This is a genomic window from Propionispora vibrioides, from assembly GCF_900110485.1.
Taxonomy (GTDB): Bacteria; Bacillota; Negativicutes; order Propionisporales; family Propionisporaceae; genus Propionispora; species Propionispora vibrioides.
Genome location: NZ_FODY01000028.1, coordinates 14234 through 29512, shown reverse-complemented (window position 1 = coordinate 29512; position 15279 = coordinate 14234). Strand labels below are relative to the sequence as shown.

At 48.9% G+C, this 15279-nt stretch carries 13 protein-coding genes; 5 read left to right on the top strand and 8 right to left on the bottom strand.

What is annotated here, in order from left to right:
* Positions 1–136 precede the first annotated feature (136 nt).
* The 5 genes from BMW43_RS17650 (at position 137) to BMW43_RS17630 (ending at position 3579) form a co-directional block, all read left to right on the top strand.
* Positions 137–1102 carry a sugar-binding transcriptional regulator gene (locus tag BMW43_RS17650; RefSeq protein ID WP_091750813.1) on the top strand — a complete coding sequence of 322 codons (966 nt, stop codon included), beginning with the start codon at positions 137–139 and terminating at the stop codon, positions 1100–1102.
* A 19-nt stretch (positions 1103–1121) separates the two neighbouring features.
* Positions 1122–1499, top strand: coding sequence for a transcriptional regulator GutM (locus BMW43_RS17645; protein WP_091750810.1), 378 nt, complete (start codon positions 1122–1124; stop codon positions 1497–1499).
* 97 nt (positions 1500–1596) lie between these two features.
* A complete protein-coding gene (srlA, locus tag BMW43_RS17640; protein WP_091750807.1) occupies positions 1597–2115 on the top strand; it encodes a PTS glucitol/sorbitol transporter subunit IIC in 519 nt (172 codons plus the stop codon).
* 46 nt (positions 2116–2161) lie between these two features.
* Positions 2162–3178: a PTS glucitol/sorbitol transporter subunit IIB gene (srlE, locus tag BMW43_RS17635; RefSeq protein ID WP_091750806.1), complete on the top strand. Its 1017-nt coding sequence runs from the start codon at positions 2162–2164 to the stop codon at positions 3176–3178.
* Between the two features lie 29 nt (positions 3179–3207).
* A complete protein-coding gene (locus BMW43_RS17630) occupies positions 3208–3579 on the top strand; it encodes a PTS glucitol/sorbitol transporter subunit IIA (RefSeq protein ID WP_091750803.1) in 372 nt (123 codons plus the stop codon).
* Positions 3580–3675: 96 nt separating this feature from the next.
* On the opposite strand, the gene BMW43_RS17625 is transcribed toward BMW43_RS17630, so the two are convergent.
* From BMW43_RS17625 to BMW43_RS17590, 8 genes are all read right to left on the bottom strand, one after another.
* Positions 3676–5001, bottom strand: a complete 1326-nt coding sequence (locus tag BMW43_RS17625) for an FAD-binding oxidoreductase (RefSeq protein WP_091750799.1) — start codon at positions 4999–5001, stop codon at positions 3676–3678.
* Positions 5002–5425: 424 nt separating this feature from the next.
* Complete coding sequence (locus BMW43_RS17620) at positions 5426–6457, bottom strand: hypothetical protein (protein WP_091750795.1); 1032 nt, start codon at positions 6455–6457, stop codon at positions 5426–5428.
* Between the two features lie 267 nt (positions 6458–6724).
* Positions 6725–7963, bottom strand: coding sequence for a capsular polysaccharide export protein, LipB/KpsS family (locus BMW43_RS17615; protein ID WP_177173660.1), 1239 nt, complete (start codon positions 7961–7963; stop codon positions 6725–6727).
* Between the two features lie 176 nt (positions 7964–8139).
* Entirely contained in the window at positions 8140–9336 is a 1197-nt protein-coding gene (locus tag BMW43_RS17610; RefSeq protein WP_091750790.1) for an acyltransferase family protein, read from the bottom strand.
* Between the two features lie 173 nt (positions 9337–9509).
* Entirely contained in the window at positions 9510–10382 is an 873-nt protein-coding gene (gene map / locus BMW43_RS17605) for a type I methionyl aminopeptidase (protein ID WP_091750788.1), read from the bottom strand.
* Between the two features lie 248 nt (positions 10383–10630).
* Positions 10631–11458, bottom strand: coding sequence for an AmmeMemoRadiSam system radical SAM enzyme (gene amrS / locus BMW43_RS17600; protein ID WP_091750785.1), 828 nt, complete (start codon positions 11456–11458; stop codon positions 10631–10633).
* Positions 11455–12840, bottom strand: a complete 1386-nt coding sequence (amrA, locus tag BMW43_RS17595; protein WP_091750783.1) for an AmmeMemoRadiSam system protein A — start codon at positions 12838–12840, stop codon at positions 11455–11457. Before amrA ends, amrS begins: the two co-directional genes overlap by 4 nt.
* 180 nt (positions 12841–13020) lie before the next feature.
* On the bottom strand, positions 13021–15015 hold the full coding sequence (locus BMW43_RS17590) for an oxidoreductase (protein WP_091750780.1): 1995 nt from the start codon (positions 15013–15015) through the stop codon (positions 13021–13023).
* Positions 15016–15279: the final 264 nt, after the last annotated feature.

Genomic DNA, 15279 nt, shown 5'->3' with positions numbered 1-15279 from the left:
CCACCGTACAACATATAACAATACTGATATTTTGGATAAAAACAATTTTTTTACATTTCAGATAACAAGAGATCATTATTTGCAATTGTTCAATTATAGATATATTGATAATTTCATTTATCAAAAGGAGGCTACCATGAAAAAATTCATTGACGATCCTCGTCTCATTTTTAAATGCTGTAGTCTCTATTATGATGATCAGCTCAGTCAACAGGACATCAGCGAACACCTGGGCGTCTCCCGCCCCTCAGTGTCCCGGATGCTAAAGCTGGGTAAAGAACAAGGATTTGTTAAAATCGAAGTAACTAATCCCTACAATATCAAATTCGGTAAACTGGAACGGGAACTGGAAAAAAAATACGGTCTGCTGGAGGCCGCCATTGCCGACTCCAGCCCTGTGGAAGCGACCAACGAGCGAATCAGTCTCAGCGTGAGCAAAGAAACTGTCAATTTCCTGATCCGCACTCTGGAAGACGGCGATGTGGTCGGCGTCTCCATGGGAATGACTCTGCAAAATGTTCTCAGGGCGGCCCGCCAGTTGGAAGAGCCAATCCGTTGCAAATTCGTACCCATTCTCGGTGGTCTCGGCGTCAGCCGGCTGGACATTCACTCCAATTATATCGCCAGTGAATTCGCCCGGCTGTTCGGCGGTGATTGTGTCCAGTTCTTTTCCCCGGCCATCTTCTCCGATGTCAATGTTCTGGAAGGCTTTCTGAAGGAAGAATCGGTACAAAGCGTATTAAGACTTTATCGCAGCATCAGCACGATTATCATGGGCATCGGCATCCCACAGCGTGGCGGTTCCACCTTGATGGAAACAGGCTATGTCAGCGGCGAAACGCTGGACAAGTTTGTGGAAGCCGGTGCTGTTGGCGATATTCTATTGCAGTTTTACGATCAGGATGGCCATTGTGATCAGTTCATGAGCTTTAACCGCCGGGTGGCGGGTATGCCGATTGAACAGCTAAAGAAAGTCCAGAAACGGATCGGCATCGCCGGTGGCGCAGGGAAAGCTCTGGCCGTACGCGGCGCCATCCGGGGCGGCTTTATCAACACGTTGGTCACTGATTTTGACTGCGCCACGGCCTTGCTTGCACTTTAGAGATTATAAGGAGTACATAATGATTTATCTTGCTTTATTTATCATTTTAGTATTACAGGCCATAGCCACACTGCAACAAGTCCGGCAGTATAAAAAAGCGGTCCGGCGTCTCCGCCCGCTGGGCACTGTCGGCATTGGCAGTAAAAAGGGGAAGCTCACCCCCGGCAATATTGTCGTCATCGCCTGTGACCAGGGCGGTCGGATTACCGGCGGCGAAATACTGGAAGGGTATACAATTTTCAGCCGCTTTCAGGCCTTGCAGCAGATCGCCGGTAAAACCATCTATGAACTGCGCGATGAATACCGGGCACTGCCGGCCAAACAGCAAAAAGTCTATCGGGCACACCTGCAAGCTTTGGATGCATTGGATGTACGGTTAAACCCAGTTGAAGAGTAAATGGCCCAGCCGGCCTCTCAGGGCCCGGGATGCCGGCTGTACCAAGTACAATTCAGCTTCATCACCTATATAATCATGTAAAATGGAGGAAACTAACGTGGATTTAATAGCAAATTTAGCTAATGGCTTTATGAATCTTTTCAAGGCAGGTGCAACCACCTTTTCCGGCTGGGTAGTCGGAATTATTCCGCTCATCGTCATCTTAATGACCGCCGTCAGCGCCTTTATCAAATTAATTGGCGAAGAGCGCATTCATAACCTGGCGCAAACCGCAACGAAAAACGTAGTAACACGGTACACCATATTGCCGATCCTGGCTGTATTATTTTTAGGCAACCCCATGTGCTACAGCTTTGGACGCTTCGTCGACAACAAGCATAAACCGGCCTATTACGATGCCACCGTAAGCTTTTTACATCCGGTAACCGGTTTATTCCCCCATGCCAATGGCGGTGAACTGTTTGTCTATATGGGCATTGCCGCCGGCATTACCACCCTGGGCTTCCCTTTGGGCGAGTTGGCTGTCCGCTACTTCCTGGTTGGCGTGATCGTCATCTTCATCCGTGGTCTGGTAACCGAAAAAATCTATGCCACATTAAAAGCAAGAGAGAAATAAAGTCCGCATCACCCCCTAACTTACGACCTTAGAAAGGAATGATTCCATGTACCGAGCAATTACCATAACTAAGGGAAACAGCGGCTGGGGCGGCCCTTTAACCATCATGCCCACCGATACCTGCCATAAAGTTGTCAGCGTGACCGGCGGCGGCATTCATCCCCTGGCCGTTAAGATCGCCGAAATGTCCGGCTGCGAAGTGGTTGACGGCTTCACTACGGCGGTGCCGGACAACGAAATGTTTGTTGCCGTCGTCGATTGCGCCGGCACTGCCCGCTGCGGCGTATATCCCAAGAAAAACGTCTTTACCGTCAATCTCACGCCAGTTGGCAAAGTCGGTCCTCTGGCCAAATTTATCACCGAAACCCTCTATGTATCCGATGTAACCGAAAGCTGCCTAAGCTACGCCCCGGAAGGAGCTATTCTGACCAGTAAGGACGGCAGCCAGGCGCAAGCCAACGCCGCCACTTCCGCCGCCGAACCGAAAACCAAAGCCCAGGCCAGAGCGGAAATCGCCGCCATGAACGCCGGGAAAAAGAAAAATGCCATTACCCGCCTTGGCATTGCCGTCGGCGGCGTGGTCAACAAATTTTATCAGGCCGGCCGTGAAACCATTGATATGGTGATGAAAAGCATCCTCCCCTTTATGGCTTTTGTCAGCATGATTATCGGCATCATCCAAGTGTCCGGCATCGGCAACGTCATTGCCCATACCGTCTCGCCGCTGGCCAGCACCCTGCCCGGCATGCTGCTCATTTCCATCATCTGCTCGCTGCCCTTCGTAGCGCCCGTAATCGGTCCCGGCGCCGTCATCGCTCAGGTCGTGGGAACACTGTTGGGCGTGGAAATCGGCCTGGGCCACATTCCCGCCCAGTATGCCCTGCCTGCTTTGTTCGCCATTAACGCGCAGGTCGGCGGCGATTTTATCCCCGTCGGTCTAAGCCTCGGCGAAGCCGATTCGGAAACCATAGAACTCGGCGTTCCTGCCGTGCTCTATTCCCGCCTGATTACCGGCCCGCTTTCCGTACTTATCGCCTTTCTGTTCAGCTTTGGCATGTATTAAACAAACCTTGATTTACGGGAGAAATCATCATGAAATATCATTCAGAAATCACCGGCTGGGGAATTGAAGCTATGCAGTTCCTCACCGAAGCGGATCTAAACTGCATCATCATCTTTAACGACGGCGTGCCGCCGGAGTTGGCTGATATGGCCGTCCTCCATAAGCCGGCCCCTATACTGGCCGATTTTGCCGCAGGCGATATGCTAAGCATCTGCGGCAAGGTCTTCACTATCTCCGCCATCGGCTCCGAGGTCAGGCATACCTTGAAGGAGCTGGGTCATTGCACCTTAAGCTTTAAGGGCGGTTCTACCCCCGAACGCCCCGGCTGCATTATGCTCGAAGGCGAGGAAGCCCTGACACCGGCCGACTTTACGATCGGCACTGCCATAGAAGTATTTTAAGTAAAAGGACACTGCAGCCCAGCAGTGTCCTTTTGCTATGCACGCCGATTAGAAACCGCACCAGTCAAGCCTGCTGGAGCCTGCTTCGCTGCCGTTTCACAGCGGCGGTTGTAAGCTCTGGGGAAACCGGAATACGTTATAAGGATCGTAAGCTGCTTTTATGTCCTGCAATCTGGGCAGATTTTTCCCAAAGTAAGCCTGCAGATACCCTTGTGTTCTATTGTAAGGAAAGTTTACATAAGATCCAAGGGTGATTGTCTCGATAAAGCAAAAGCCCTGCATAATCCACCGTCGATGGGCCCTTGCTTCATCTTCCTTTTTCCAGGCAGACATAAGCGCCATAATATAATCAGCCTGCCGGTAAGCAAAGGCCGTCTCCTCCGGTTTGACATCCCGGACAGCACCACCCAGTGAGTAGACCCGGATGGATGAATCACGTTCGGAAGGAGCTTGTTCGATAATATGAATCAGTGTATCCAATTGATTCCGTGAAAGAGTTCTCTGAACGAATCTGCCTGCCGCCTGAAAAGTCTCGCTCTTAGGATAAATGGCTCCAATGATCTTTATGGCATCAATAAACGGAACATACATAGTGATTTCCAAAGTCAAGCCCGGAATAGCCAGAAAAGGACGCAAGAGTTGTCTGGCCGTTTCAGTAGTCCCATAGAAAAAACCGTTCAGCCAGGCACCGGCCGGATAAATTCCGCCAAATGCGCTCATACGGCAATCCAGTCCGGGCAGCCATTCCTGCCACAACGCCAGAAAACGGTCTCGGGCCGCTTTATTATTATCCCACCTAAGCTGAATGACCGTAATTTGATCTACCTTCTCCAACCGGAAAGTATAGTCGGTTACAACGCCAAAGTTTCCGCCGCCGGCTCCTCTAAGCGCCCAAAACAAATCGGAATTACACTGACGATTGGCCACAAGCTGTTCCCCGGCATAATTAATCATGCTTGCCTCAAGCAGACTATCCGCCGTTAATCCCAAATACCGGGTAGAGAGACCAATCCCGCCGCCTAAGATTAACCCCGAAATAGCTACTGTCGGGCAGGTCCCACCGGGAAAAGTGTAACCATACTCGTACAGCTGTTCATATAAGGACAATAATCTGGTCCCTGCCTGTACTTTTACCGTAGCGTCCTGCAGGTTTATCTGGACTTGATTTAACAGAGATGTGTCAATAACCAGTTTGCCGGTGCCATTGGAATACCCCTCATAATCATGTCCGCCTGACCTTACGCGCAGTCCCAGTCCGTCTTTTTCCGCCCGGCAAATAGCGTTGGCTATGTCGCGGGAGTCAGTGCAATATACGATCATTGCCGGATATTGGCTGATCGCTCTGTTATAATCCTGCCTGGCCCGCTCATAACCTGGATCACCCGGTACTATAACCTTCCCAGTTAACCCTTCGCAGTCCAAATCATTCACCTACTTGTTTTTTATATATACTATGTAAACCGGCTGGTTATGGTCCCTCAAAACTCTGCCCAGGCATGACCACCTCCGGAGCTTACCATCTTCTGTTAAGTGTTGGCGACTCTTTTAACAAATACTTAAATCCAGCTTAACAATGCATCCCGCCTTAAGCGGTATACTAAAGGTAAATAAAGCGCCATGCCGATTTGACCCTCCTCCGGCAGATACGGTATGGCAATTCCTATACAGCTATAAAAGGGTGTTCAGCCCTTTTACATACAAGCCAGTGGTCGTATGCACCACCGGTATAAACCGTTCCTGTGCGCAGGGCGGTTTGTTAGTTTATATCAGTCTAAAAGATATAAAAGGAAAGATGGCTAAGGAATCTTCTTCCCTAGCCATCTTTCTCCATGTTTCTTATTTATAATTAGAATTTCACCGAAACATTGGTGAAGAAGCGATTGCGATCGCTATTTATAGCTCCGCTGGTTGCATTTTTATCCAGCATTTTATAGTTCAAATTACCCACCGTAAGGCTGGTGGTCTTATCAAAATTATGATTCCAGATAAGCAGGGTCCCTTTGGTATTATTATTGGGAGCCCCAGTCATATCACCATAATTGGCATCAAAAATGTTTGCCTGATCCTGAATGTAATAGATGCCGGTTGTCAGTTTATTTTTATCATCCAGTTTCCGGGTTACATTAGCCTGAAAGCCCTGGCTTGCATAAGAAACGCTGCTTTTCAAGTATTCGGCCGAAAGGCTGGTCCGATCGGACAGTTGGCGAGTGCCATACACACTGAATAAAGTTACGTCATCCGTCTTTAATTTACTAGCCGCCACAGATGCTTCACCATAATTGACCTGAGCCAGCATAGCACCCACGGTAGATTTATCGCTTACAGCCGTAGTCCCCTGCAATACATAGAACTTGTCATTTTCCTTGCCATCCTGATAATTGGTTTTAGCCACAATGGCATTTAGGTTAACGGCGCCCACTTTTTTGCTGACATTAACGGCATACGGCAAGGCATGTTTGCCGTTAAAACCGTTGTCATAAGCAATGCCACCACCCAAGGTCAATGCCTGGGAACCAACTACATAGCTATAGCCATCATTATTGTATTTTAACCCAAACGCATCAAGAGCTGCGTTGTTCTGATCGTGCTTGTCAAAAGAGCCAATAAAATCACCGGCAAAGGTGCCTTCTTTCGTACTAATATTCTGGTAGGTAAAGCGGGCATATGCATCTAAATTGCTGGTGATGGGGGCTTCGGCATTCAATGTAACCGTTGATTTAAAGGCATTGCGGTCACCAGCACCCTGAGGGTCATGCTGATCCCGGTAATGGAAAGTGATGCTGCCGTCAATTTTTACTGCGTCGTCGGCAGCAAAGGCTGTGCCTACCCCGGTCAGAACAAGGCTGGCGGTCAAGGCCATAAGTAGTGATTTTTTCATAATAACTCCTCCAAATAAAATAGAATGATTTCGCGGTTAGTACTACTTTTTAGTTGCTAACCGGCCCTCGAGTGGTGTTTCTATTGTTTTATATGTGACCACAGAGGACAAAAAAGCAAAGAAGCCCCAGGATTGGTCCTAAAGCTTCTTTGCTTTATATTTAGTAAATGTAGCATAGAAGGAAATCATTTGCAATAGTTTAGGAATAATTTTCTTTTAAAATATTTCTTTCCTTGTTTCTGTCGCGATGAGCAAACCTGCTAGCACCTATTCATTCCCATTTTCAAGCAGTATTTCTGTGATCTTTCCGGCAACATCCTCATAATGCCCTGCCGTGGGTTGCCGCCAGGAACCGGTTACCAGATAGCAATAACGTAAATAATAGAGGAACCTATCTATTAAAGAATGATCCGGTTTATTATGTATAAACCGGATAGCTTCGGCCAGTTTATCCGGGGTTACCACATGATACACCAACCCCTCTATGTTGTAAAACGAATCACCCAGGGTGATCACAGGCTTGTGCCGGACTAATGCCTCAATGCCTACGGTGGAGTTGATGGTAATAACCCCTTGGGCTTGGGCAATCAGATCGGAAGTGGGATAGAAACGCAGAAATATAATATTATCATATTGATACTTCTTTTTTAATTGAGAATAATCGACACGGCCAAAGTCGGAAGGATGTTCTTTAACAACGATCCAAACATCCTCCCGGTGATGCCGGTTATATTGTTTTACCCCATGCACCACATGCCGCACCAATTCTTCCATCGACCGGATGTGAGGAGAATACAGCAGGACCTGTGTATCATCATGCACCTGAAAAGGAAGAAAGATATACTTCGAGGGTAATTGAACCGCTTCGGGCTGTCTTTTTTGCTTCTTGCCTACCTTTTGGTACCACTTTTTCTTTAGCCTGCGACCGGCGGGAGCGGCATCATATAATGCAGCAAGCAGCCGTTCATCGGGAACGAGGGCATCATAAAAAGAACGTGGCTTACCGGCCAGACTGTTTTTATAGTTAACTCCCGAAGGATCAAGCGTAGTCGTATCGGGGAGATAGCCATTTTCAAAGAAAGCCGTCTTCTTGCCAAGCTTTCTTGCCACTCGCATCGCGGCTGCCACAGGAATATTTAAGCCGTTCCACACACAAACAAGATCAACCGCTACACGGCACATATAGTTATAAAAATAGAGAGTGGCATAATAAGCCCGGTTCTCCAAAACCTGCTGCGAATGCATCCAGCCACGAAAGCCTTTAAATCGGCGCAGTTCTCCCTTTACCAGTGAAAAATAGATAACCTCCATTAGCTCCTCACCGGTAAACGCCACTGTTTCCGGCAATTCGGGCTTTACCAGGGCACCGGAAAAATCGGATAAACTATAGTGGATATGGTGAATACGATAGGCATCACGCAGTGCTACGCCCAGTTGATTAAAATACTGCCGTTGATGGCGATTGAGCGATATGAACAAGATTGACGGCTTATCCTGGCTCTCCAAAATAATCCTCTCCTCCGGAAATTGGTAGTATGGCGCGGATAAACTTTCAATCATGCCTTTCCTTTTTCTACTCTCTTAGCATGCCAAACATACGGCGCTGTGATACACAGCTCGTTTAGAAACTCACGCAAAAGTAAGGGAGCGGTTTTCCCACTTCCTTCCCATTCCCTTTTGACTTACGAAAAAAACCGCTTTATCCATGCTATTTTTCGCAGGAAATAGCTAAAAGCAAAACAAACCGGCAAAACCAGGATGGCCACTGCATACATCTTTACTAACGGATTCAGGCTGAACTCCCGCAATGCCATAGTGATGGCGACTACAATCGGGGCATGAAAAACGTAGACGCCAAAAGCATTATCGGCGAGAAATTTACTGACCGCCCCCTGTGTATTGTACTTATGTTGAAAAATAGCGACGATCCCTAAAGAAACCCCTACACAAAAGAAAGACTCCCAAATCGCGCTGGCTACCGCCTGCCAATAAAAGCCACCGGCAAAGGCCGCCCCGTTCTTTACAATATTACCCCCGATAATCAGTCCAAACCACGCTGGGAATCCCAAGATCAAGGTTAGAATAAGCCAGCGTTTACCAAATGTATACGAAAGCTTATTTAGTAAATTACAACGTTTAAAAATAATCCCTACGGCAAAAAGAATAATATAAGATGAGAAAAAGCCAATTTGCATAAAATTACCTGTAAGAGTATTAAACAGCGGCACCCCTGCCGGTTGCACCAGACGTATCAGAAAAGCAACGATTGCCATAATTGCCATGACACAAATGACCCAGGAATTTTTAATTGACTTGGCTTGTTTTAGATACGCAGGCATGGGCGGGAAAAACGAAATATGCCTCAGCAGGGCATAGACAAGGGAAAACACCAAGAGAGCTAAAGCAAACCATAAAGGACCTGAACTGCTAAGAAATTCTAAAGAAGAAATATAATGTATATACCAGGAAAGCCAGGACGGATTGTTATGCTGAAACGCACCTACAATAAACAGGGTAATGGGGTGGATTAATAACATGTAGCTTAGCGTAGGGACTCCCAAACGCAGCAGCCTGTTCTTAATAAATTGGCTGGTTCCCTTTTTATCCAGTGATCCAGGCACAAAATAACCGGCTATAAAGAACAGCAATCCCATAAAATATGCCTGGGTAAAAAAACCGTATATAGCAAATAACAGCCCCGAAACCAACGGAGTATAGGATGGCTCTGTATAATACCAGAGTCCATGTGTACTATAGGTAACGTTAAGATGCATCAATACCACAAAAACAATCATCAGCCAGCGAATATTATCCATAAAATACAACCTGATATCTCCGGCCGCCCAACGGATATCCCTGTTTTCAGAACGCGTAGCCATTCCAACACCTCTTTTTCAAATAATTTACATTTTTACAATTCAATTATATCTCGTAGCTTGGTCAAACAAAAGAACAAACAGCAAACCGTCCGAAAAGACTGCTTGCTGTTTGTTTAGTAATCGAGCAGGTTTTTAAAATTCCGTTGTTTAAACGGTAAGCGCCCGACTTTTCATCAGTATGCCAATACCTCATATCCGTCCTCAGTCACCAACACCATGACTTCCCACTGCACCGACAGACTGTCATCTTCTGTGTAATAGGTCCAGCCATTTTTAGCTAAATATATTGACGCTTTTCCGGCATTAATTATCGGTTCTATAGTAAAGATCATGCCCGGAGCCAACAGCATCCCGGTATTAGCTTTTCCTTCATAGCCAATCCAAGGGGGTTCATGAAAGCGCAAACCAATCCCATGGCCGCCTATTTTTTTCACAACTGAATAACCATGTTTCACGGCATGTTCCTGTATAACCTGCCCCAGATCACCAAGAAAACCCCAGGGTCGTACTTGCCGCAACCCCAAAATAACGCACTCCTGCCCAACCCGGACAAGCCGCCGGGCCTCTTTTGTTACATTTCCTACGCAGAACATCCGGGAAGAGTCTGAAAAATAGTCCTTGTATATGGTTGAAACATCAACATTTATAATATCGCCATCGCACAACACTGTTTTTGGGGAAGGAATTCCATGGCACACCTGATTGTTTAGTGACGTACATACACTTTTGGGAAATCTCTTGTAGCCAAGTTGTGCGGGTATCCCCCCCAATTCTATCGTTTTTTGATAGATGAGTCGGTCAATTTCCTCTGTGGTGATTCCCTCCTTGACATACTCTGTCACTGCATCCAAAACGGCTGCATTCACTTTGCCACTTTCCCGGATGGCTGCTATTTGGAGCGGATTCCTGATCATCTGTCTCGACGGAACCAGATGTCCCTGCCTTTTATAGTGGTCAACCTTTTCGTCAAAATCGGCATGACATTTTCTGTATTCTTTTTGACTGCCGCACCAGCATGCATCATTTTTGCCTAATCTAGTAAGCACGCCATCCCTCCTTTCTTCATATCATCCTCTGTATAATATATCAATATAAACAGCCCTGGGTTACATCGTAACAGCTCCGATGTAGCCCAGGGCTAACTTGCTTGTTTTTCAGATCGCCGGCACTTCGACCTCCAGGGGCAGTTCTATTGATTTAAATCAAAAAACTGAGTTGATCGCTTCGAACCGGGCTCTTCTAATGAAACTATCCTTGAAACTTGCCATCATTCCTTGTTTAAAGCACAACTCTACTAGCAATTTCCTTCATACACCTGCAGCAAATGCCTGCGGGCCACTTTGGCCAACCGGTAAACCGTATCCGGCGGAGTAGGCTGCCGTTCAGCCATCTGCCACTGCGGAAAAAAGCGAGTCACGTGGAGCACAATGTCCGGCCCGAGCGACGCCAGCCAGGCAGCCAGTGCGTCCATTTCCGCCTCGTCGTCATTTTCTCCCGGTACGATCAGAGTTGTCACTTCCACATGGCAGGTTTTAGCGGCAAGCTCAATTGTTCGCTTCACCGTCGCGAGATCACCGCCGATCAGGCAATAAAACCGTTCAGTAAACGCCTTCAGATCAATGTTCATGGCGTCAATGAGCGGCAGTAACTCACGCAGCGGTTTTTCACAGATAGTTCCGTTAGTAATCACCACATTTTTCAATCCCTGTTCAGCCGCCAGCTTCGCACAGTCGCGGACAAATTCATAACCGACCAGAGGCTCATTGTAAGTGTAGGCCAGTCCGATATTACCGGCAGGCTTCAGTTCCAGCGCTTTGTTTATCAGCGTTTCCGGTGAAACCTCCAGAATGTCCGGTTTCTCCCCGCCGCATTGGGCAATATCACTGTTTTGGCAAAAGGGGCAGCGCAAATTACAGCCATAACTGCCTACGGATAAAATCAGGCTCCCTGGAAAAAACCGCCGCAACGGTTTTTTCTCGATCGGATCAAGCGCTATTGCTGTCAGCTTGCCGTAATTCTCACAAATGATCTCGCCCCGATAGTTGATCCGTGCCCGGCAAAGGCCGGTCTGTCCCTCGTCCAACGAGCAAGCATGAGGACAAATTCCACAAACGGTTCTCATGTATGGCGCACCACCTCAAACCGCTCCAGAGAGTAAGGTTGTCCCGGAGCTATACCCGCCTTCTCCAGGGCAATGCTGATTTGTTCGTTTACCGTTCTTACGCCTTCCAGATTGGGCAACAATAGACCACGTTTCCTACCGCTGGTAACGATAACGCCATACCGCTTTACATCCAGTTGGTCGGCAGACTTGATAGCTTCCGGCTCGGACAGGACATCCACACTGTAGGTTAAGTCAACCAATTCCCGTTCGGTCACCGGATCAAAGCGCGGATCTTCCGTCCCGGCGCTTACTGCATTGCGCACAATTTCCGCCGCAACCGATTCAGTCACCGGTAAAATTGTTCCGATACAGCCCCGCAGGCGGCCCTGTTTTTTTAAGGATACAAACACCCCGGCTTTTCGCTGCCGAAGCTCGGCCGGCAAATCGTCAGGCAACCTGGCATACGTTCCGGTTCTAAGATATGTTTCCAGCGAAAGGCGGGCCAGACGGACATAAACGTCTTCCTGCGCCTTAATCCGGTCCAGCCGTTCCCGTTCCTGCCTTTCATAGCTTACGTCAAACCGGCGGCGGTCGTCGCTGCCGGTGACAGTAAACATCCCAACCGCATAACCGACGCCAAACGTTCCCTCATAAGAGAGTAATTCCGGCTGAACAGCCCTGCCGTCCAGAGCACCGGCCATAATCACGAACGAACGCAGGCCGCATTCCGCCGCCGCTTCACAAAAATCTTCCGGAAAAGTCATCAACCGCAGGAAATCTCCCGCAGCCATAGCCTCCGTTACTTCCCGGTCAAATTCCGGTCCTTCGGCGGCAAAACCATAGGGTCCTTCGATTGTTAGTTTATGGGATAAATCACCACTGGCGACAAAAACCACCCGCCGGTTCAGGTTCGTCGCCGCGGCGGCAATGCATTGTCCCAGACGATAATGCTCCAGCAGCGACAGGCCGGATAACCCGATACGTACCACCGGGCAGGAAACGCCCTGCTCTTGCAAAAACCGGACCGGAATCAGCGTACCATGGTCCAGTTCCTTTTCCCGTTCGCCCAAAGTTCCGGCGGGCAAGCCGCGTTTAACAGCCATTTCACTCAATTGCTGTACAAATTCTCCGTCATAGCTTACTGTCACTGTAAGGTTATGTATGCCAAATTGACGTAAGCCTCCCTGGGCCCCTTCGCCTGGCGAAATATGAAAATAATCTCCGTACAATGTAGCATGGGGTGATGCGATAATGACCGTATCCGGGTTCAGTGTCGCAATACGCCGGGCCGCCTCCCGGTAAGCGTCGATAGTCTTTTGAATTTTTTGTTCCTCGCCACGCCCCACCTCCGGCAAAATAATCGGCGGATGAGGTACGATGGCCGCAGCTAATACCGTCATAAAAATCTCCCCCTTTTCTCTATTATAAGAGCAGGCAGGGAATTGCATACAGTAAAAAATCGTGTTCGACCACTTAAATTGACAGCAAGTTTTATCAAAATCCGGCCATAGCCGCAAAAGACCCGCACTGCCGTTACCAGTGCGGGTCTTGCCTATTCTCTTTTTCTGTTTTGACAGCAGTTACAGATGACTGGCCACTTCAAAAGCGTCCCAGATGGCATACATAATATTTGATACCCGTCGGGCATCGCCAAGCAGATGGACCTCAGGCAGCCTTGGTTCCAGCGACTGGTACAGGGCATTATTTTCCCGGTATCCCACTGCCAGAATAACACTGTCGCAGACAATCCGTTCTGTCTTCTGTCCGCTTTTTACTTCCAACACGCCGTCTTTAAAGCTTTGCGCCTGGGCACAGGTTTTGAGTTCAATGCCCTTGAACGGAACCAGTTTCTCCAGCATTTCACTGTTGGCATGGCAAAGCGGTCCATTGACAGCCAACAGCTTGTGCAAGGCTTCCACAATTGTTACCTGTTTCCCCTGGTCCTTCAACCATAAAGCCAGTTCACAGCCTACCAGCCCGCCGCCAATGATCACCGTATTTGTCCCAGGGTCCTTTTTCCCCAGCAGCACCTCGGCCGCCGTAAAGACTTTGCTGTCATCGCCCAGCGAAAACACCTTCGGCGTTGAACCGGTTGCCACAATCACCGCATCAAAACCACCGGACAGGCAAAGAGCCTCATCGACCGCCGTATTCAAGTGGACTTCTACCGACAAAGCTTTTAAGATTTCGGTATACCAGGCAGCCAAAGCGTGGTCGTCCTCTTTAAAATCCGGTACGCCGCCGGGAATCAGATTGCCCCCCAGCCGGTCGCTCTTCTCATAGAGCACCGGCTCATGGCCGCGCAGCTTTAGTACCCGGGCCGCCTCACAGCCGGCCACACCACCGCCTGCGATAAGGACCTTCTTCGGGCGTAGGGCCGGCGTTAACAGCGTGGCCCGTTCCCGGCAGGCATGAGGATTTACCGCACAGTTAAGCGCCGAGTATTCCTGTATCCGGCCCATGCAGCCTTCCTGACAGGACAGGCAGGGACGAATCAGCTTGGTACGGCCGCTGCGCAGTTTATTTACATAGTCAGGATCGGCCAACAACGGACGGCCCAGGCTGACAATATCACAGACGCCTTCGGCAACCGCCTTGGCTGCCATATCAGGATTATCCATCCGTCCGGCGCACAAAATAGGTACGTCTACCGTTTCTTTCATCAGCTTGGCATAGGGCCGATACAAGCCTTTTTCCTGATACATCGGCGGATGACTCCACCACCAGGCATCATAGGAACCTACGTCCACATCCAGCGCATCATAGCCGTACCGGACCAGCAAATTTGCCGCTTCAATCCCTTCCGGAATGTCACGGCCCTTTTCCTCAAACGTTTCCCCCGGCAAAGCGCCATCCCGCAAGTCTTTGATAAAGCTCTTGGGGCTATACCGCAAGGTGACCGGAAAATCGGCACCACAGCGTTTCTTGATTTCTTCCACAATCTGTCGGGCAAAGCGCAGGCGATTTTCCAGGCTGCCGCCATATTCATCGCTTCGCTGATTGAACAGGGCAATAGCAAACTGGTCAATCAGATATCCCTCGTGGACAGCATGGATCTGCACGCCGTCAAAACCTGCCCGTTTGGCATGATATGCTCCTTCGCCGAATTGTTTTACAATATACAGGATTTCGTCTACCGTCAATTCGCGACAGGTCTTATCCAGCCAGCGATGTTGGATGGGCGACGGGGCTACCGGGGGAAACTCACCCAGATTGGTCGGTATGGTAACCCGCCCAAAGCCGCCGGACATCTGCAGAAAAATCCTGGCGTTATAGGCATGAATGCGCTCCGTCAGTTCCCGTCCGGTACGGACAAACTGCACCGGATTATAGGTAGAGCAAGGACAGTTGGGCATGCCATGCTCTTCCACCTTGTTGTCGACAAAGGTAACACCGGTGATAATCAGCCCGGTACCGCCTTTGGCCCGTTCCGTGTAATAGTCGATCCCCCTCTGGTTAAAACCTCCTTCGGCGTCGGCCAGTCCCAGGGGCCCCATGGGAGCCATGGCAAAACGGTTTTTCACCGTACAGTTGCCAATGCGAACTGGCGTAAACAACTGTTGATATGAATTCATCACACTGCCTCCTATTCTCCAGGAATCACCGATTTAATGAGCCTGTCGACGTAACGAGCTTCTTCATCTGGCAAGTAGCAAACCGGAAAGCTAGCGGAGCTTTTTCAAGGTTTGGTGACATAGCCAGACAGAAAAACTCCGTCAGAACATACGACACGCATAGATCAGTGATTCTCTAGTATACCCCTTCTCTTTATAGCATACTTCCCATCCATATACATGTCAATAGTTACATGTTCTAGTATACATAACGCTCTAGGCGGA